General features: G+C 74.2%; 21 protein-coding genes and 1 pseudogene. 12 read left to right on the top strand and 10 right to left on the bottom strand.

Annotated elements, in window-relative coordinates; all coding sequences use genetic code 11:
- Nucleotides 1–29: 29 nt before the first annotated feature.
- From AC0HI0_RS22575 to AC0HI0_RS22560, 4 genes are all read right to left on the bottom strand, one after another.
- Nucleotides 30–2,504 (bottom strand): DEAD/DEAH box helicase, encoded by a 2,475-nt coding sequence (locus AC0HI0_RS22575; RefSeq protein WP_480925486.1) that lies wholly within the window; start codon nt 2,502–2,504, stop codon nt 30–32.
- Nucleotides 2,505–2,796: 292 nt separating this feature from the next.
- A complete protein-coding gene (locus AC0HI0_RS22570; protein WP_480925485.1) occupies nt 2,797–3,078 on the bottom strand; it encodes a hypothetical protein in 282 nt (93 codons plus the stop codon).
- The gene (locus AC0HI0_RS22565) at nt 3,075–3,554 is read right to left on the bottom strand and encodes a hypothetical protein (protein WP_480925484.1); all 480 of its coding nucleotides are present in this window, start codon (nt 3,552–3,554) and stop codon (nt 3,075–3,077) included. Before AC0HI0_RS22565 ends, AC0HI0_RS22570 begins: the two co-directional genes overlap by 4 nt.
- Nucleotides 3,555–3,570: 16 nt before the next feature.
- Nucleotides 3,571–3,900, bottom strand: a complete 330-nt coding sequence (locus AC0HI0_RS22560) for a PadR family transcriptional regulator (RefSeq protein WP_480925483.1) — start codon at nt 3,898–3,900, stop codon at nt 3,571–3,573.
- A 1,060-nt stretch (nt 3,901–4,960) separates the two neighbouring features.
- On the opposite strand from AC0HI0_RS22560, the gene AC0HI0_RS22555 reads away from it, so the two are divergent.
- The 4 genes and pseudogenes from AC0HI0_RS22555 (at nt 4,961) to AC0HI0_RS22540 (ending at nt 7,361) form a co-directional block, all read left to right on the top strand.
- A complete protein-coding gene (locus tag AC0HI0_RS22555; protein ID WP_480925482.1) occupies nt 4,961–5,650 on the top strand; it encodes an energy-coupling factor ABC transporter permease in 690 nt (229 codons plus the stop codon).
- On the top strand, nt 5,647–5,931 hold the full coding sequence (locus tag AC0HI0_RS22550; RefSeq protein WP_480925481.1) for a PDGLE domain-containing protein: 285 nt from the start codon (nt 5,647–5,649) through the stop codon (nt 5,929–5,931). The genes AC0HI0_RS22555 and AC0HI0_RS22550 overlap by 4 nt, the downstream gene beginning before the upstream one ends.
- A pseudogene (gene cbiQ / locus AC0HI0_RS22545) lies at nt 5,928–6,563 on the top strand (cobalt ECF transporter T component CbiQ); the annotation flags it as partial. The gene AC0HI0_RS22550 and the pseudogene cbiQ, both read left to right, overlap by 4 nt.
- A gap of 15 nt (nt 6,564–6,578) precedes the next feature.
- Nucleotides 6,579–7,361, top strand: a complete 783-nt coding sequence (locus tag AC0HI0_RS22540) for an energy-coupling factor ABC transporter ATP-binding protein (protein ID WP_480934362.1) — start codon at nt 6,579–6,581, stop codon at nt 7,359–7,361.
- A 51-nt stretch (nt 7,362–7,412) separates the two neighbouring features.
- Here AC0HI0_RS22540 and AC0HI0_RS22535 read toward each other — a convergent pair whose 3' ends face one another.
- The gene (locus AC0HI0_RS22535) at nt 7,413–8,030 is read right to left on the bottom strand and encodes a uridine kinase family protein (RefSeq protein ID WP_480925480.1); all 618 of its coding nucleotides are present in this window, start codon (nt 8,028–8,030) and stop codon (nt 7,413–7,415) included.
- Between the two features lie 126 nt (nt 8,031–8,156).
- Between AC0HI0_RS22535 and AC0HI0_RS22530 the strand changes: the two genes are divergently transcribed.
- Genes AC0HI0_RS22530 through AC0HI0_RS22510 form a run of 5 tightly spaced genes read left to right on the top strand, consistent with a single transcriptional unit; the run spans nt 8,157 to nt 11,301 of the window.
- Nucleotides 8,157–8,609 (top strand): hypothetical protein, encoded by a 453-nt coding sequence (locus AC0HI0_RS22530; RefSeq protein ID WP_480925479.1) that lies wholly within the window; start codon nt 8,157–8,159, stop codon nt 8,607–8,609.
- Complete coding sequence (locus tag AC0HI0_RS22525) at nt 8,606–9,835, top strand: PPE domain-containing protein (protein WP_480925478.1); 1,230 nt, start codon at nt 8,606–8,608, stop codon at nt 9,833–9,835. The genes AC0HI0_RS22530 and AC0HI0_RS22525 overlap by 4 nt, the downstream gene beginning before the upstream one ends.
- A complete protein-coding gene (locus tag AC0HI0_RS22520) occupies nt 9,832–10,095 on the top strand; it encodes a WXG100 family type VII secretion target (protein ID WP_480925477.1) in 264 nt (87 codons plus the stop codon). The genes AC0HI0_RS22525 and AC0HI0_RS22520 overlap by 4 nt, the downstream gene beginning before the upstream one ends.
- Complete coding sequence (locus AC0HI0_RS22515; protein WP_480925476.1) at nt 10,088–10,723, top strand: hypothetical protein; 636 nt, start codon at nt 10,088–10,090, stop codon at nt 10,721–10,723. The genes AC0HI0_RS22520 and AC0HI0_RS22515 overlap by 8 nt, the downstream gene beginning before the upstream one ends.
- A gap of 11 nt (nt 10,724–10,734) precedes the next feature.
- Nucleotides 10,735–11,301, top strand: a complete 567-nt coding sequence (locus AC0HI0_RS22510; RefSeq protein ID WP_480925475.1) for a hypothetical protein — start codon at nt 10,735–10,737, stop codon at nt 11,299–11,301.
- On the opposite strand, the gene AC0HI0_RS22505 is transcribed toward AC0HI0_RS22510, so the two are convergent.
- On the bottom strand, nt 11,228–11,989 hold the full coding sequence (locus AC0HI0_RS22505; protein ID WP_480925474.1) for a helix-turn-helix transcriptional regulator: 762 nt from the start codon (nt 11,987–11,989) through the stop codon (nt 11,228–11,230). The two genes, AC0HI0_RS22510 and AC0HI0_RS22505, sit on opposite strands and share 74 nt — an antisense overlap.
- 63 nt (nt 11,990–12,052) lie before the next feature.
- On the opposite strand from AC0HI0_RS22505, the gene AC0HI0_RS22500 reads away from it, so the two are divergent.
- Nucleotides 12,053–12,811, top strand: coding sequence for an ESX secretion-associated protein EspG (locus AC0HI0_RS22500; RefSeq protein WP_480925473.1), 759 nt, complete (start codon nt 12,053–12,055; stop codon nt 12,809–12,811).
- Nucleotides 12,812–12,827: 16 nt separating this feature from the next.
- Here the strand turns inward: AC0HI0_RS22500 and AC0HI0_RS22495 are convergent, their stop codons facing one another.
- Genes AC0HI0_RS22495 through AC0HI0_RS22480 form a run of 4 tightly spaced genes read right to left on the bottom strand, consistent with a single transcriptional unit; the run spans nt 12,828 to nt 15,080 of the window.
- Entirely contained in the window at nt 12,828–13,070 is a 243-nt protein-coding gene (locus AC0HI0_RS22495; protein ID WP_480925472.1) for a hypothetical protein, read from the bottom strand.
- Entirely contained in the window at nt 13,070–13,342 is a 273-nt protein-coding gene (locus tag AC0HI0_RS22490) for a YbaB/EbfC family DNA-binding protein (RefSeq protein ID WP_480925471.1), read from the bottom strand. Before AC0HI0_RS22490 ends, AC0HI0_RS22495 begins: the two co-directional genes overlap by 1 nt.
- Nucleotides 13,339–14,343, bottom strand: a complete 1,005-nt coding sequence (locus AC0HI0_RS22485; RefSeq protein WP_480925470.1) for a CHAP domain-containing protein — start codon at nt 14,341–14,343, stop codon at nt 13,339–13,341. The genes AC0HI0_RS22490 and AC0HI0_RS22485 overlap by 4 nt, the downstream gene beginning before the upstream one ends.
- A gap of 11 nt (nt 14,344–14,354) precedes the next feature.
- Nucleotides 14,355–15,080, bottom strand: coding sequence for a type VII secretion target (locus AC0HI0_RS22480; protein WP_480925469.1), 726 nt, complete (start codon nt 15,078–15,080; stop codon nt 14,355–14,357).
- 91 nt (nt 15,081–15,171) lie between these two features.
- On the opposite strand from AC0HI0_RS22480, the gene AC0HI0_RS22475 reads away from it, so the two are divergent.
- Both AC0HI0_RS22475 and AC0HI0_RS22470 read left to right on the top strand, forming a co-directional pair.
- On the top strand, nt 15,172–16,518 hold the full coding sequence (locus tag AC0HI0_RS22475) for a replication-associated recombination protein A (RefSeq protein WP_480925468.1): 1,347 nt from the start codon (nt 15,172–15,174) through the stop codon (nt 16,516–16,518).
- A gap of 46 nt (nt 16,519–16,564) precedes the next feature.
- Nucleotides 16,565–17,293, top strand: a complete 729-nt coding sequence (locus AC0HI0_RS22470) for an SAM-dependent methyltransferase (RefSeq protein WP_480925467.1) — start codon at nt 16,565–16,567, stop codon at nt 17,291–17,293.
- Nucleotides 17,294–17,317 lie beyond the last annotated feature (24 nt).

Here is a 17,317-nt window from a genome sequence, read left to right as displayed (position 1 = left end):
GCCGGAGTACCACCGGATGGCCCGAAGATTTACAGCGCGCCCGCTTCGGTGACCCGCAGCTCCGCCGTGCCGTTCTCGTCGGACGCGGCCAGGTCCACCTCCGCGATGAACCCCCAGTCGTGGTCCTTCGCCGGGTCGTCGAAGACCTGCCGCACCACCCAGCGGTCCGGCTCCTCGGAGATCACCAGCAGCGCCGGGCCGCGCGCGTCCGGGCCGATGCCGATCTCGTCGTGCTCCTCGAAGTAGGGTTCCAGCGCGTCCTGCCACACCTCGGCGGTGAAACCCGACTCGCCGTCGAGCTGACCCAGCTCGTAGTAGTTGCGGCGGGCCGCCAGCTCCACCCGGCGGAACAGCGCGTTGCGCACCAGCACCCGGAACGCGCGCAGGTTGCGGGTGACCGCGGGCGGCGAGCTGTCGACGATCTCCTCCTCGCCCGGGTTGCGCAGCTTCTCCCACTCGTCGAGCAGGCTGGAGTCGACCTGGCGGACCAGCTCGCCCAGCCACTCCTGCAGGTCGTTGAGTTCCTCGGTCTTCGCGTCCTCGGGAACGGTCTGCCGCAACGCCTTGTAGGCGTCGGCGAGGTAGCGCAGCACCAGGCCCTCGGAACGGGCCAGCTGGTAGAACGAGACGTACTCGGTGAACGTCATGGCCCGCTCGAACATGTCCCGCACCACGGACTTGGGCGACAGGTGGTGGTCGGCCACCCACGGGTGCCCGCGCCGGTAGGTGGTGAACGCCGCTTCCAGCAGCTCGGCCAGCGGCTTCGCGTACGTGACCTCCTCCAGCAGCTCCATCCGCTGGTCGTACTCGATGCCCTCGGACTTCATCGCGCCGATCGCCTCGCCGCGCGCCTTGTGCTCCTGCGCGGACAGCACCTGGCGCGGATCGTCCAAAGTGGACTCGATCACGGACAGCACGTCCAGCGGGTAGGCCGGGGACTCGCGGTCCAGCAGCTCGATCGCGGCCAGCGCGAACGGCGAGAGCGGCTGGTTGAGCGCGAAGTTGAACTGGAGGTCGACGGTCAACCGGATGTGCGGCCCGTCCCGCTCCACGATGCCCGCCGCCAGCAGCGCCCGGTACATCGAGATCGCGCGCAGGATGTGCCTGCGCTGCGCGGGCCGGTCCTCGTGGTTGTCCTCCAGCAGGTGGCGCATCGCGGCGAAGGTGTCGCCGGGGCGGCCGATCACGTTGAGCAGCATCGCGTGGCTGACCGAGAAGCTCGACGTGAGCGGCTCCGGCTCGGCGTTCTTGAGCCGCTCGAACGTCTGGTCGCTCCACGACACGAACCCGTCCGGGGCCTTCTTGCGCACCACCTTGCGGCGCTTCTTCGGGTCGTCCCCGGCCTTGGCCAGCGCCTTCTCGTTCTCCACCACGTGATCCGGGGCCTGCACCACGACCGTGCCCATCGTGTCGTACCCGGCGCGGCCCGCGCGCCCCGCGATCTGGTGGAACTCGCGGGCCTTGAGGTGGCGGGTGCGGGTGCCGTCGTACTTGGAGAGCGCGGTGAACACGACCGTGCGGATCGGCACGTTGATGCCGACGCCGAGCGTGTCCGTGCCGCAGATGACCTTGAGCAGGCCCGCCTGCGCGAGCTGCTCGACCAGCCGGCGGTACTTGGGCAGCATCCCCGCGTGGTGCACGCCGATACCGTGCCGGACCAGGCGCGAGAGCGTCTTGCCGAACCCGGAGGTGAACCGGAACCGGCCGATCATCGCGGCGATGGCGTCCTTCTCGGCGCGGGTCGCGACGTTGACGCTCATCAGGGACTGCGCGCGTTCGAGGGCCGACGCCTGGGTGAAGTGCACGACGTAGATCGGCGCCTCCCGCCCGTGCAGGAGTTCCTCGATGGTCTCGTGCAGGGGCGTGGTGACGTACTGGAAGTTCAGCGGGACCGGGCGCTCGGCGGAGCGGACCGTGGTGGTCGGCCGACCGGTGCGGCGGGTGAGATCCTTCTCGAAGAAGGACACGTCGCCGAGCGTCGCCGACATGAGCAGGAACTGGGCGTTCGGCAGCTCGACCAGCGGTACCTGCCACGCCCAGCCGCGATCGGGCTCGGAGTAGAAGTGGAACTCGTCCATGACCACCTGGCCGACGTCCGCGTCCGAGCCGTCGCGCAGGGCGATGTTGGCCAGGATCTCGGCGGTGCAGCAGATGATGGGAGCGGTCTCGTTGACGCTCGCGTCACCGGTCATCATGCCGACGTTCTCGGCGCCGAAGGTGTCGATGAGCGCGAAGAACTTCTCCGACACCAGGGCCTTGATGGGCGCGGTGTAGTAGGTCTTGCGGCCCTCCGCGAGAGCCGCGAAATGGGCACCGATGGCCACCAGGCTCTTGCCCGAGCCAGTGGGTGTGCTGAGGATGACGTTCGAGCCGGAGACGATCTCGATCAGCGCCTCCTGCTGCGCGGGGTACAGCTCAAGCCCGCGCCCGTGCGCCCACTCGGCGAAGGTCTCGTAGAGGACGTCGGGGTCGGGGGAGGGCGGCAGCAGGTCGGTAAGAGTCATCGCGGGCAGATCATAGGGGGTCCCACCCGGACTCGGCCCACGTCGGCCCACGTCCACCCACCGCCCGCCGCCTGGCTGCCCACCGCCCGCCGCCTGGCCCCCCACGGCTCTGACGCCCGGCGGCCCACCGCTCTGACGCCTGGCGGCGAACCACCCCGCTGCCTGGTCGTGCGTCGTACGGTCCGTTCCGCCGAGTGCGCGGTCCCGTCGAACCTCCGGCCGGCCACGGAGGCCGCGCGGTCGGTGGCCCCGGATGGTGGAACTTGCGCAGTGCGGCGTTCCGGTGCCCTGGTCACCGGGGGAGGTCGGCCTGCGGCGGGTGGTTGATCGCCCGATCAGACTTCGTGGGTGGGCGGCGCGATGGCGCAGCGGTGCCGTGCCGCCAGGTGGTGAGGAGCAGGGCGAGTCGTTGTGGCCGGTGGGGGTCGGCGAGGATCCAGCACATCGCGATGATGGGCGCGACGATGACGATGACCAGCAGGGCGGCACCGACCCAGCCCGCTGCGAGCGCGGCCGCCACCGCGCCGCCGGTCACGCCGCCGGCTTTGACGGCGATGGTCGACGGTCGCCTCATCGGTCCATCGCCCGGCGCGCGGCGAACCGCAGGGTGACCGCGAGTCTGGGGGCGGCGATCAGCACGATGGTGAGCAGTTCGACCCACCGTCGGACGCGGGGTGTTCCGTCAGTGCGCAAGTCCGACATCCACGCTGCCCACTCTTCGCGGTATTCGTCCCTGACGTGGGCGGGAAGTAGCCGCCCGGCGCCAGTGACAGCGCGGGAAGGCCGTACGAGATGCGCTGGGGCGGAGGTGGGGGTTGCATCCCTCAGCCACCACACCATCCGGATGACGGCGACGCCGCCGACAGTGGTGAAGCTGCCGTAGACGACGACGTCGCCGAGGACGTCGAACATGGCGGCGGCGAGAAGCCCGGCGCTGATGGCAACGCAGACGACGACAGCGACGATGGTGGAGACGGCGTCCAAGTCGTCGGCTGCCGCCCTCGTGCGGAGTTGTCGCACGTTGGTGCGGAGTTGTCGCACGTTCGGCATGGCCGCTGTCTCCCCTTCAGCGTCCGGGCTGGGGACGCAGTTCCGGGAGACCGCCGGTCTTGGCGGCCTCGGCTCTCGCGACGGTCTGGTAGGCGGTGGTGGCTCCGTGACCGGCGAAGCGGTAGTAGCGGCGACGGGGGCGGCCCTGGTCCTCGTGGTCGGCGGGGTCCTCCCAGAAGCTCTCGATCAGTCCGGCCTGTTGGAGGCGGTTGAGGATCGGGTGCAGAGTGCCGGTCTTGAGTCCGGCGTGCCGGGCGATGTCGAGTCCGTAGCGGGGTGTCGCCGGGTCCTCCAGCAGCACGCGCAGCACCGCGATCGTCTGCGGCGTCATCCGTGGTCCGGTCATGCCACCAACTCTACCTAACTAGACTTTTCGCTGCTACCAGGCTGGTCAAGGCTCTGACCATTGCTTATCGCTCATGGGCAACTCCACACCCTCCATCCACCACCCGCTGCTGCCCGCTCGTGGCCGTCGCCCCTGGCTCGTGGGCCACGGCCATCGCTCGGCCGTGCAACTCGCGGCTCGTGGCTCGCGAGCCGTGGGGCCGCGAGCCGTGGGCCGGGGCCTGTGGGCCGGGGCCTGTGGGCCGGGGGCCGTGGCCTGTGGGCCGGGGGCCGTGGCCTGTGGGCCGGGGGCCGTGGCCTGTGGGCCGGGGGCCGTGGGGCCGCGCGAGCCGCGAGCAGTGGGGCTGCGAGCCGCGAGCGGTGGGCTGTGGGCAGTGGGCTGTGGGCAGTGGGCTGCGAGCCGTGGGCCGTGGGCCGTGGCTGCCGCTGGTGGCCCGTCGCCGCGCGCGATCGTGGGCCCTGGCTGCCCTGGCTGCCCTGGCTGCCCTGGCTGCCCTGGCTGCCCTGGCTGCCCTGCCTGGCTGCCCTGGCTGCCCTGCCTGGCTGCCCTGGCTGCCCTGCCTGGCTGCCCTGGCTGCCGTGCGGTGACGCGTCCCGCCGGCCGTCGAGTGGCCCTCGGTCCATGGCTGTCGACCCCGAGCCCGGTCCGGCGTTCGCGACTGGCGTTCGCCGCTGATCCGGCCCTGGTGGCACTTCAGCCCAGCGGCACTTCTTCCCCGGTGACGCTTCTTCTCGCTTCGCCTTGTCCGCCTCCTCCGCTTCGTTCACCTTGCTCAGTTCGTCCGGCAAGTCTGGGGACGGTTGGTCGTCGCCCACTCAGGAGCGTGCCTGGACGCCGCGCCTTCGTTTTTATCGGCAACGAATGGGAAGGTCGGATCGTGCCTGGTCGGAGGGGGTTTCACCCCTTTTGGTGACCTCTGAACGGGACGGCGGTGGAGGTGGGCCGGAACGCGGGCTGGAACGGGGGCCGGACCCGGGTGTCGGTGGTCGCGGGCCGTGCGTGGGTATCGTTGTTGCACTGTGCTGGCCACAGCGGGCCGGTGGCAATTACCGTGTGGGCCGTGTCTGAACCGGTAGCTATGCACATGAGCGACGGGCTGCTCAACGTGCCGACGTCGCTGGCGTTCGTCGCCGTGGCCGTCATCGGTGTCGGGGTGGCGTTGGTCAAGGCTCGCGGCGACCTCGACGACCGCACCGCACCCATGGCCGGGTTGGTGGCGGCGTTCGTGTTCGCCACCCAGATGCTGAACTTCCCCGTCCTGCCCGGCGTGAGCGGGCACCTGCTCGGCGGCGCGCTGGCCGCCATCCTGGTCGGGCCGTGGGTGGGGGCGCTCTGCGTGACCATCGTGCTCGTCGTGCAGTCCCTCTTCTTCGCCGACGGCGGCGTGACGGCGCTGGGCGCGAACGTCACCAACATGGCCCTCATCGGCACCGCCGTCGGCTACCTCACGGCCGTTGCGCTGCGCCCGCTCGCCAAGCGCAACAAGGGCGGCCTCGCGCTGGTCGCCTTCCTGTCCGCTCTGGTCAACACCGTGCTCGCCTCGTTCGGCTTCGTCGTCGAGTACGCCATCGGCGGCGCGGGCGGGGTCGGTTTCGGCACGGTCGCGGCGGCGATCCTCGGGGTGCACGTGCTGATCGGCATCGGCGAAGGGGTGATCACCGCGGCCACCGTGACGGCGGTCGCGGCGGCGCGGCCGGACCTGGTGTACCTGCTGCGCGGCGTGCCGCAGAAGCTGGAGCTGAAGGCGTGAAGCGCTTCTTCGTCTGGTTCGCCGTGGTGAGCCTGGTCCTGGCCGGCGCGGTCTCCTACTTCGCCAACGCCAACCCCGACGGGCTCGACTACGTCACCGAGCAGCACGGCATCGCCGAGCACGCCCAGGACCACCCGCTCGCCGACGGGCCGCTCGCCGACTACACCGTGGGCGGCGACGAGCGGCTCACCGGGCTGGCCGGCGTGATCGGGGTCGTGGTGACGCTGCTGGTCGCCGGCGGGCTGTTCTGGTTGCTGCGGAACAAGAGCGCCAAGGGGTGAGCGCCGCCGGCGTCCTGCACCGGGCCGGCGACTCGCCGGTCCACCGGCTGCCGCCGCAGGTGAAGATCGTCGCCGCGGTGGTCGCCGTGCTGTGCGTGGTGGCGACGCCGCGCGAGGTGTTCTGGGCGTTCGGCGCGTACCTGCTCGCGGTCACGGCGGTGTGGGCGGTCGCCCGGATCCCGCCGACGTGGTTCGCCTCGCGCGCGTTGATCGAGTTGCCGTTCGTGGTCCTGGCGCTGGTCCTGCCGTTCACCGGCCACGGGCCGACCACCGACTTCCTCGGCGTGCCGGTCTCCGTCGAGGGCGCGCTGGCGGGCTGGAACATCCTGGCCAAGGGCACGCTGGGCGTGCTCGTCTCGCTCACCCTCGCCGCGACCACCGCGCCCAACGACCTGCTGCTGGGCCTGCAGCGGCTGCGGATGCCGAGCGTGCTGGTCACCATCGCCACCCTCATGCTCCGCTACGCCGACGTCGTGGTGGCGGAGGCGAGGCGGATGCGGGTGGCGCGCATCTCCCGGGGCGACGACCCGCGCGTGCTGTGGCAGCTCGGCGCGACCGCGCGCGGTGTCGGCAGCCTGTTCATCCGCTCCTACGAGCGCGGCGAGCGCGTCCACCTGGCCATGGTGTCGCGCGGCTGGACCGGGCGGATGCCGGACGGTCGGGGGAGTGCGACGGCGCAACCGGTGCGCGTGACGCCGACCGCGCCCGCGCTGCTGGTGGAACGGCTGGCGTTCGCCTACCCGGACGGCCACCAGGCGCTGTTCGGCGTCGACCTGCGGGTGGAGCCGGGTGAGCGGGTCGCGCTGCTCGGTCCGAACGGGGCGGGCAAGACGACCCTGGTGCTGCACCTCAACGGCGTGCTCGGCGGCGGTCGGGGGCGCATCGAGGTGGCCGGTCTGCCGGTCGTGAAGGAGCACCTGCGGGAGATCCGCCGACGGGTCGGCGTGGTCTTCCAGGACCCGGACGACCAGCTGTTCCTGCCCACGGCCCGGCAGGACGTGGCGTTCGGCCCGGCGAACTTCGGGCTGCGCGGCGACGAGCTGGACGAGCGGGTGGCGCGGGCGCTGGACGCGGTGGGCATGGCGGAGGTGGCCGACCGCTCGCCGCTGCACCTGTCGGGCGGGCAGCGGCGGCGGGTGGCGCTGGCGACCGTGCTGGCGTGCGACCCGGAGATCCTGGTGCTGGACGAGCCGTCGGCGAACCTGGAGCCGGTGGCCCGCCGGGAACTCGCCGAGGTCCTGCTCGGCCTGGACCGGACGATGCTGATGGTGACCCATGACCTGCCGTACGCGTTGCAGCTGTGCCCGCGCAGCGTGCTGATCGACGGGGGCGTGGTGGTGGCGGACGGCCCGACGCGCGAACTCCTCGCCGACACCGGGCTCCTGGCCCGGCACCGCCTGGAACTCCCGTTCGGCTTCCGCCTCGACTGAGCGCCCCTCCGGCGGGGCCGGGCGCGCCGGTCCGCAGGGGTCGGGCGCGGGTCAGCGGTCGGCCGCGGCGGGGATCGGGGCGGTGTGGGCGGACAGCTCGGCGCGGGCCGCGGCCGGGGTGAGGCGGCGCATGCCGGCGGCCGTGCAGCGGCGGACCAGGGCGGGTTGTTCCCGCATCAGCCGCAGGCCGCGGCGGAGCAGGAGCGGCACCGGTTTGCGGGCTTCGGCCACGTCCCGGGCGAACCGCCGCACGAAGGTGCGCAACGCGCCGGGGGAGAGCACGATCGCGTCCAGCAGGACGCCCGCCTCCCGGCACCCGGCCACCAGGCGGTCCGCGAACAGGCCCTCCGCGATGAACGGGCCGTCCGCCGTCACCACCCGGGACCCGACCCGCCGGTCCTCGCCGAGTTCGTACACCGGGGCCCGCACGCGCCCGGTCGTGGCCAGTTCGACCACCGCGCGCAGCGCGTCCTCGGTGTGCCAGGACCGCTCGGCGTCCCAGTCCGGCCGGCCGGTGTCGTCGCGCGGCAGCAACGGGTCGTCGCCCTCGCGGTAGAAGTCGTCCAGGCGCAGCACCGGCCACCCCAGGTGGGCGGCGAGCGTGGACTTGCCCGACCCGGACGGGCCGGCGAGCAGCACGGCGCGCGGGTGAACGGCGGATGACGGCACGGAAGACGATTCTGGCACGCCGCGCACACCTGACGCGACCTCGCCTTTGTCCGTACGTGCACCGGGCCTGCTCCCGTTGTGCACCCGGTCTGGTCGCCACGGGCCGCGCCCGCCACGATGTGCGTCATGGTGAGGGTGCGGGGGATCGAGGACGCCGAGCGGTTACGCGACGAGTGGGAGCACGAGCGGCGGCGTCGACCTGCGCCGCCACCCCGGGTCGACGCGCCCACCACCGCCGGCGCGACGCCGATCGTGGCCCAGGACGGCGACCGCATCGCGCTGGACTTCGCCGAGCTGGACGCCGCCCTCACCAGGCTGGACCAGTTGCACGACGTCCTCTCGGAGCACCTGCGCCGCTCCGACCGGCTCGCCGACGACTTCGGCGACGGCAAGGGCCCGGTCGCGCTGCACATGCGCCGGGCGTTCGGCCTGCGCGGCGGCGGGCAGGACGGCGGCGTGCAGTCGTCGCTGCGCTCCTACCTGGACGAGCTGGGCGCGTTGCGCACCGCGTTGCGCCAGGTCGGTTCCACCCACCGCGCCGAGGACGAGGCGGCGGCCGAGGCGATGAGGCGGCTGTGACCGGCTCCGACGGGGCGGGCGGCCCCGAGTCCTGGCACGAGCGCCGCCACCGGCTGCACTCCGACGACCACCCGCGCACCGCGAAGCAGCGCCGCGCGGCCCGCAAGGTCTCGGCGGGCAAGAAGGACAACCGGCGGTTGGAGCGCTTCGGCAAGATCAACTGGGAGCTGTACTCGCACCGCGAGCTGTGGGACATGGTCAAGTCCGCCGACCTGGGCCGGATGGGCGGGCGCACGCACGAGTGGCAGGTGCTGGCCCACGAACTGGGCGAGGCCACCGAGGACGTGCGGAAGCTGGTGACCAAGCTGGTCGAGTCCTGGCACGGCCCGTCGTCGGCGGTCGCCGCCGACTCGGTGTCGCGGCTGACGAAGTGGGCAACCGAGGTGTCGCAGCGGGCCTTCCAGGTCGGCGGCGGGATGGACGCCTACACGCACGCCGTGGACGAGGCGGCCCGCCGGATGCCGGTGCCCGTGCACCCGGACGCCGAGCGCTGGTTCCGCGACGGCTACGACGTGACCGCTCTGGACGGTCCGCAGGGCGCCTACCTGGCCGACCAGCTGCTGGACGACCACCTGCCGTCGAAGCGGGAGCAGCGCGCGGCCAAGGCCGAGGCGGTGCGGGTGATGGACGCCTACGAGCACGCGAGCCGGGTGGAGCACGACCGCCTGCCGCTGTTCGACGACGCTCCCGCCGGCGCGAAGGTCGAGCCCGACCACCGCCCGCCGGTCGACGGGCCGGACGTGACCCCGCCCGCGCCGCCACCTCCTCCGCCCTCGCCGCCGTCTCCGCCGCCGAACCCGCCCGAGCCCCCGACCGACCGTCCCGAGCCCCCGCCGGGCGCGCGTCCGACGGACACCACGTCCACCGCGACGGCCGGCGGCCCCGCCGGGTTCGGCATCCCGGGCCTGCCCGGCGGTTCGGCGGTGCCCGGCGGCTACGCGGCCGGCTCGCCCGGCGGGCACGGCTCGCCCGGCGGCTACGGCACGGGGTTCGGCCCGATGGGTCCCGGCGGCGCGTCCGGCGTCATCGGCGCGGTGCCCGGCGGCGCCGCCGCGCGCGGCGGCGTCGTGCCGGTCACGGCCGGCGGCCAGGGCGGGTACGGCATGTTCCCGCCGGTCGCGCCGGGCGGCCGGGAAGAGGACCGGGAGCACCGCAACCGCTACGACAACGGCCTGGACCTGCTGGACGACCTGCCGCCCGCGTTCCCGCCGGTGCTCGGCGAATGAGCGGCTACCGGGTCGACCCGGACGAGCTGGCGGGCTACGCCGACCGGCTCGCCGACACCGGCGACGACCTGCGCGCCGCGCTGCCCGGGCCGGCCGAGCCGGTCGGCGACCTGGGGCCGGAGGGGATCGGCGCGGCGGTCGCCGGCCTGTTCGCCGAGTGGGCGGACACCGTGCGGGGCCTGGACTTCGGCGGGCTCGCCGACGACGTGCGGGCGGCCGGCGAGACCTACCGGCTGGCCGACGAACTCGACCGTGGCTGACTACCGGGGCCTCGGGTTCGACCCCGCGCCGGGCAGCGCGCAGGCCGTCGCGGCGGCCAGTGCGCGCTGCGCGTTCGACGTGCCGGTGCCCGGTGTCCCGGTGGGCTGGCGGGGGGCGGCGGCCGAGGGGTTCGGTGCCCGGTTGGAGGCGGCGGTGTCGGAGCTGACGGCGGTGCGGCGCGCGATGCGGGCCGCGGCGGAGGTGCTCGACGCCTGGGCCACCACGCTGCTGGGCAACCAGCGGCAGGCCGAGGAGCTGGACCGGCGGGCGGTGGCGCTGCGCCGGAACCTGGCCGAGGCCGCCGACGAGGTCGACCGGACCGGCGCGCTGGCCACCTTCACCGCCGCGCGCGCCGAGGCCCACGCGGCCGCCGTGACCAGGCACGACCAGCTCGCCGGGCAGTTGGACGAGGTGCTGGAGGAGGCCCGTCTGCTGGCCCGGGACCACCACGCCGAGGCGCGCCGCGTAGCCGGGCGGCTGCGCGGCGAGGAGCCGTCGGCGGCGCTGGCGGACACCCTCGCGGACTTCTCCGCGCTCACCGCCGAACTGGCGTCGGTGCTGCTCGGCCCGCCCCGCCGGGCCGCCGGGCGCGGTGCCGCCGAGGCGTTCGCGGCGGGCCTCGGGTGAGACTCGACCCCGTGCCGGGGGTGACCCCGGTGGCCCTGGGCTCGCCGGAGCGCACCGCGACCGACCTGCTCGCCGTGCTGCGCCGGATCAAGGGCACCCACGACCCCGGCCTGGAGGTGTCCGCGACGCAGGCCGCCGAGCTGGCGCACGGGCGCGACTGCGGGCTGCTCGCCGTGGTCGAGCACCGCGACGCCGACCCGGCGCTGCTGATGGCGGCCGTGGTCCCGGTGGACCGGCCGGTCGACCCGGCACTCGGCGTGCGGCTGGACGGACCGGCCATCCGCGACGTGACCAAGGGCGTGACCGCGACCGGCTGCCCGGTGGTGATCGTGGAACGCATCCCGGTCACCGGCACGGGCGCGCAGCTCCAGGTCGTGGTGACCGACCCGGAGCACCCCCGGGTCGCGGTGTTCACCCTGCACTCGACCACCGGGCGGGGCTGGCTGGAGGTCGCGGGCCTGGCCGGGCGGTTCGTGTCCGGCGTGCGGTTCGACCCGCCCGCCGTCACCGGGCCCGGAACTCGCTCGGCGTCGCGCCGACCACCTGGCGGAACGTCCGGGAGAAGTGCGCCGCGCTGACGAAACCGCAGTCCTTCGCGATCTCGCCGATGCCCCGCCCGGCCTTCGCCGGGTCGGCCAGCAGCGCCTTCGCCCGGTCCACCCGCAGCCCCCGGATCCGCTCGGACACGCCCTGCCCGTCGTCGAAGAGCTGGTAGAGGCGGCGGCGCGAGATGTGCAGCGCTCCCGCCACGGCGTCCGCGCCCAGGTTCGGGTCGGCCAGGTGGGCGCGCATGTAGTCCAGCGCCTCGCGGCGGCGCGCGGCGAGCGCGTCCACCCGGTCCAGCTCGGCCTTCAACGCGCTGCGCAGCACCAGTTCGGCCAGCCCGAGCAGGTGGTGCGACAGGCCGTGCGGGTCCAGCACGTGCGCGGCGGCCAGCACGTGCGCGATCGCCCCGGAGAACACCGAGCGCAGCGCCGCCTCCACCGGGACCGGTTGGAACATCAGGGGTTTCAGCTCGGTGAAGCCGACGGTCAGCTTCGCCTCGGCGACCGTGAGCAGCACCACGCCCGGCAGCACGTGCAGCGAGCAATCGGGAAACCGAAGTTCCACGCCGCTGTTGGGCAGGCCGCGCGGCACCGCGCAGCCCATCAGCAGCTGGATGTGCTCGGGCGGGCGCGACGTGCCGTTCAACGCCCCGGTCAGCGCCGCACGGGCCGCTGCGGCACCCGAGGCGCGCACCGTGAGCAGCCCGTCGGCGAGGTCCACGCCGGCCAGGGTAAGGCCGGTCCGGCCCGACCCGGTGCGCCCCACCCACTATCTTCGGCCGGCATGGCACGCCGTTCAGCGACCGCGGTCGTCCTGTCGCACCTGGAGTTCGACCTGCTGTGGGAAGACCTCGGGGTGGGCGACCCGCCGTACCCGCTGGAGGTCGACTCGCACGGCGCGACCGCCGCCGAGCGGGAGGACCTGGGCGCGGACGTGTTCCGCGCGCTGGCGGCGGCGGGCCTGGCCGAGGACGACGGCCCCGCGCCCGGGCTGGAGGACCTGTTCGGCCGGCTGACCGGCCGCGCGCTGTCCGTGGACGCCCTGGTGTTCCGGCCGCGCCCGTGGCGGGTGCTGGCGGCCGTGCGGGGCCCGCGCGGCGTGCTCGCGGTGCTCGACGACCGGGAGGTCGCGCTGGAGCCGATCACCGACGCGGTCGCCGCGATGGCGCGGGTGATCGGCGAGAGCCCGCCCGGCCCGGGCGGGCAGGTGCGGCTGCCGCGCGCGGTGTTCTCCGCCGCGATGCACGGCTACGCGAACACCGGGCACGCCGGGCTGGAACGCGCGCTCGCCGCCGGGGGCGTGACCGGGCGGGCGACCCGCGCGATCGGCACCCTGGCCGAGTCCGGCCGGATCGCCGCCGGCCAGCTCGCCTGCACCGGCCCCGGCGGCCGGTCCCCGGTCCTGAGCTGGACCGACACCACGGCGGGCCGGTACGCGATGGCGGTCGAGGCGGTGGCCGGCGAGCCGTGGGTGCAGGTCACCCCGGCCGACGGCGGGTGGCTCGCCCGGAAGCTGTCCGAACTGCTCGCCGGCGTCGCGTAGCCCGGCCCGCGCGAGGTCACCGCTCGCCCAGGAGGTGGGCGGGCACCACCCCGGTCACCTCGGCCAGGCCCAGGGCCAGCGCGTCGGACGCCGCCTCGGCCGCCAGCCGGCGGACGGTCTCGGCCAGCGCCGACGGCGTCCGGGCGAACGCCTCCCGGGCGAACTCCAGCCCCACCGGCTTGCCGTGCAGGTCCACGGTCACCGTCACGCCGTCCCCGGACGCCGTCGCGCGGATCGCGTCCAGCCGTTCGCCCAGCATCAGACCCTCCACGTCGTCGGTGTCGTCTCCTCGACCGCCTCGACCTGCCGGTCCGGCACCGCCAGGCCCAGGCCGGACAGGTCGCCCAGCGCGCCGGCGGCCCGCGCGTTCGCCTTCGCGGTGGCCGCGTCGACCAGCGCCAGGATCGTGCGGGCCAGCTCGGGGCCCGAGCGCGGCGCGCGGGTGTCCAGGGTCAGGTCGAGCAGCGCGCCGCCCGGCCCCACCTCCACCGCGACACCCCGGTCCGGGTCGTGCGCGTGCGCGCTGATCACGGGTGCACCCCTCCGTAGAACGTCGCCGGGTCGAGCCGGTGGGTGTTGCGCCGCACGGCGTCGCCGGAGTTGCCCTCGATCAGGGTCACCGCGCCGCCGGAGACCTTCTCCACGATCCCGATGTGCTTGCTGGTCGCGGTGCTCTGCGGCCCGGTGCCGAACAGCAGCACGTCGCCGGGGCGCACGCCGCCGAGCTTCGTGTACGCCTTGCCGTTGCGCTGCCCCCAGCGGAACACGTCGCCGGTGAACGGCAGCAGCGGGATGTCCACGCCCGCCTTTCGCCACATGGACGTCGCGAACGACGAGCACCACGCGGCGGTCGGGCCGTACGGGTTGCGGTTGCTGCCCGGAGGGTTCTCCCGCACGCCCAGCTCGCGGCGGGCTGCCGAGACGATCGTGCGGGCACGGCCGCGCGCCTTCGCCGCAGCGGGCTTGGTGTGCGCCTTCGCGTCGGCCACGCCGTCGTGCTCGACGTCGGTCTCCAACGCCCGCAGGCGGCGGGCCGCGTCCTCCAGCTCGTCCCGCGCGTGCCGCAGCGCGGCGGCGGTCTCCTTGGTGTAGCGGGGTTCCAGGTCGGCCGCTGCGGCGACGGCCTTCAGCAGCGCCGCCTGCGTGCCGACCGCCACGCCGGCGTCCAGCAGGCCGGTGGCGCGTCGCAGGTACTCGTCCACCGTCTGCGCCGCCCTGGTGTGCCCGGTGGTCAGGGCGGCGCTCGCGCCGGCCACGACCCTCTCCGCGTCCCGCGCCGCGTCGGCGGTGAGCCGCAGCTGCCGGCCCAGCCTGCCGGACCGCCGCTCGAAACCCTCGGACTGGGTGCCCTTCCAGTGCTCCAGCACGGTCTTGGATGCCTTGACGTGCTCGTCGTGCCGCTCGGTGAGCCCGGTCGCGGTCCGGTGCAGCGCGTACTGCACCTTCACGGCGTCCTCGGCCTTGCCCGCCAACGCGTTGCGGTGCCCGATCATGCTCTCCGCGAAGTGCCTCGCGGTGGCCCTCGTGTCCACGGTGGGTTTCCTCAGCTCAGCGAGCGGGCGACGTGGTCGTCCTGCTCGCGGTAGGCGCGGGCGGACTCGGCGGCCGACGACGCCAGCGCGTCGGTGTTGTGCGCCACGGCCTTGACCTGCTTGCGCAGTGCCGCGCCGAAGCCGTCCAGGGCGGCGGCGAAGCCGGAGTGCCGGCCGACCGCGCCGAAACCGTCCTCGGCGATCTCGCGCACCTCGCGGACGTGCGCGCGGCCCAGCGCGGTCAGGTCGTCGGCGGTGTTGCGGGTGCGCCGCGCGTAGTCCCGCAGCACCCCCACGTCCACCGAGAACCCGCCGGTGCCCCCGGAACCGCCGCGCCCACCGCCGCCCGAACCGCCGGAGCCGTTGCGGCCCAGCGCCTTGACGCCGCGCCGGGCCTCGCCCAGGTGCTTGCGGTACGCGCCGTTGGTGTAGGTCGACCACGGCGTCCACGACCGGCCGTCGCCGGAGATCCGGTTGGCCGCCTCGGCGTTCTCCCGGGGGTCGAACAGCTCGCGGTTCGACCCCAGCCCCAGCTCGCGCCGCCGCGCCGGGCCCAGCGACCCCAGCATGTTGATCTGCCACAGCCCGTACGAGTCGTCCGGCGGCCTCGGGTTGTGGGCGCGGGGGTCGCCGCCGGACTCGGCCAGCGCGACCGCCACCGCGATCGTCAGGTCCTCGCCCCGGAACCCCGCGTCGTGCGCGTGCCGGGCGATCTGCTCCGGACTCAGCCTGCTCATGCGGCCCACCCTGGTCCGTCCCGGCCCCGGCGGGGAACCGGCGCTGCACGCTCGGACAGCGCGAGTGCACGGGGCGACTACAGTCGAACAGGTGAACGAAAGGCTGTTTGACGAGGGCTTGTTCGGCGTGCCCGAGGAGGAACGCGCGGAGCGGATCGCGGCGAACGCGCCGCTGGCCGTGCGGATGCGCCCGCGCACGCTGGACGAGGTGGTCGGCCAGGGCCACCTGCTGGGGCCCGGCGCGCCGCTGCGCCGGCTCGTGGAGGGCTCCTCGCCCGCGTCGATCATGCTCTACGGCCCGCCCGGCACCGGCAAGACCACGCTGGCCACGCTCGTGTCGCAGGCCACCGGCCGCCGGTTCGCCGCGCTCAGCGCGCTCAGCGCGGGCGTCAAGGAGGTCCGCGCGGTCATCGACGAGGCCCGCCGCCTGCTGGTCCGCTCCGGCGAGTCGACCGTGCTGTTCATCGACGAGGTGCACCGGTTCTCCAAGACCCAGCAGGACGCCCTGCTCGGTGCGGTCGAGGACCGGATCGTGCTGCTGGTCGCGGCGACCACGGAGAACCCGTTCTTCTCGGTGGTCTCGCCGCTGCTGTCCCGCTCGCTGGTGCTCCAGCTGCGCCCGCTGGGCGACGACGACGTGCGCGCGCTGGTCCGCCGCGCGGTCGCCGACGAACGCGGGCTGGCGGGCGCGGTCACCGTCGAGCCGGACGCCGAGGACCACCTGGTCCGGTTGGCCGGCGGGGACGCCCGGCGCGCCCTGACCGCGCTGGAGGCCGCCGCCGACGCGGTCGCCGCCGGCGGCGTGCTGGACCTGGTCACGCTGGAGGCGACGGTCGACCGCGCGGCCGTGCGCTACGACCGGCAGGGCGACCAGCACTACGACGTGACCAGCGCGTTCATCAAGTCCATCCGGGGCTCGGACGTGGACGCGGCGCTGCACTACCTGGCCCGGATGATCGAGGCGGGGGAGGACCCGAGGTTCATCGCCCGGCGGCTGGTCATCCACGCCAGCGAGGACGTCGGCATGGCCGACCCGACCGCGTTGCAGACCGCGGTCGCCGCCGCGCAGGCCGTGCAGCTGATCGGGCTGCCCGAGTGCGCGCTCAACCTGGCGCAGGCGACCGTGCACCTGGCCACCGCGCCCAAGTCCAACGCGGTGACCACGGCCATCGGCGCGGCCATGTCGGACGTGCGCAAAGGCGCGGTCGGCACCGTCCCCGCGCACCTGCGTGACGGGCATTACGCGGGCGCGGAGAAGCTCGGCAACGCGAAGGGCTACCGGTACCCGCACAACGTGCCCGAGGGCGTGCTCACCCAGCAGTACCCGCCGGACGACCTGGTCGGCCGCGACTACTACGAGCCGACCGGGCGGGGCGCGGAGCGCTACATCGCCGAGCGCCTGCCCAAGCTCCGCAAGGTCGTCCGGGGGCAGGAGTAGGAAAAATCCGGTGCCGATGCACCCGACTTCTGCAACGGTGTGCGCCGTGACTGCTCCTCCGGCCAACGGCCACGCACTGCTCGACTTCAACTCGCCGCTGTCGGACACCAAGTCCTACGACCTGATCGGCACCCTCGGCCCGCTCGACGACGCGACCGTCGTGGACTACGGCTGCGGCTGGGCGGAGTTCCTGCTGCGGACCGTCGAGCACGCGCCGGGCGCGACCGGGCTCGGCGTGGACGGCGACCGGTACGCCATCGAGCGCGGCACCGCGAACATCGCCGCGCGCGGACTGGCCGGCCGGGTCCGGCTGGAGCTGGCCGACGTCACCACGTGGGCGGCCGAACCGGCCGACGTCGTCGTGTCGATGGGTGCCTCCCACGCCTGGGGCGGCACGAGGGGGACACTGGAGGCCATGCACACCCGCCTCAAGCCCGGTGGCCGGTTGCTGCTCGGCGACGGCATCTGGGACAGCGAGCCCAACGCGCACGCCCTGGAGATCTTCCCGCGCGAGGAGTTCCTCGCGGTGGACGAGCTGGTCGACCTCGCCCTGGCGACGGGCTACCGGCTGCTCAACCTGGCCACGGCCAACCGCGACGAGTGGGACTCGTTCGAGTCGCGCTGGTGCGCGGCGCGGGAGCGCTGGCTGCTGGCCAACCCGGACCACCCGGAGGCCGCCGAGGTCGCGAAGCTGGTGGACGACCACCGCGACGGCTGGCTGAGGGGTTACCGGACCAGCATGGGGTTCGCCTACCTCACGCTGGCCCGCCGGTAGGGACCCGTCGTCCCGTCCGGTCGG

The sequence above is a fragment of the Saccharothrix sp. NBAS 001 genome (assembly GCF_056640475.1).
Note: the sequence above shows the minus strand (reverse complement) of the source record. Positions and strands in the feature narration are given on the sequence as shown.

What these genes read in the sequence shown, in the direction of transcription:
- AC0HI0_RS22575 (WP_480925486.1), bottom strand. Translation starts at nt 2,504, where the DNA reads ATGACTCTTACCGACCTGCTGCCGCCCTCCCCCGACCCCGACGTCCTC.
- AC0HI0_RS22570 (WP_480925485.1), bottom strand. Translation starts at nt 3,078, where the DNA reads ATGAGGCGACCGTCGACCATCGCCGTCAAAGCCGGCGGCGTGACCGGC.
- AC0HI0_RS22565 (WP_480925484.1), bottom strand. Translation starts at nt 3,554, where the DNA reads ATGCCGAACGTGCGACAACTCCGCACCAACGTGCGACAACTCCGCACG.
- AC0HI0_RS22560 (WP_480925483.1), bottom strand. Translation starts at nt 3,900, where the DNA reads ATGACCGGACCACGGATGACGCCGCAGACGATCGCGGTGCTGCGCGTG.
- AC0HI0_RS22540 (WP_480934362.1), top strand. Translation starts at nt 6,579, where the DNA reads ATGCCGGACGGTCGGGGGAGTGCGACGGCGCAACCGGTGCGCGTGACG.
- AC0HI0_RS22530 (WP_480925479.1), top strand. Translation starts at nt 8,157, where the DNA reads ATGGTGAGGGTGCGGGGGATCGAGGACGCCGAGCGGTTACGCGACGAG.
- AC0HI0_RS22520 (WP_480925477.1), top strand. Translation starts at nt 9,832, where the DNA reads ATGAGCGGCTACCGGGTCGACCCGGACGAGCTGGCGGGCTACGCCGAC.
- AC0HI0_RS22500 (WP_480925473.1), top strand. Translation starts at nt 12,053, where the DNA reads ATGGCACGCCGTTCAGCGACCGCGGTCGTCCTGTCGCACCTGGAGTTC.
- AC0HI0_RS22495 (WP_480925472.1), bottom strand. Translation starts at nt 13,070, where the DNA reads ATGCTGGGCGAACGGCTGGACGCGATCCGCGCGACGGCGTCCGGGGAC.
- AC0HI0_RS22480 (WP_480925469.1), bottom strand. Translation starts at nt 15,080, where the DNA reads ATGAGCAGGCTGAGTCCGGAGCAGATCGCCCGGCACGCGCACGACGCG.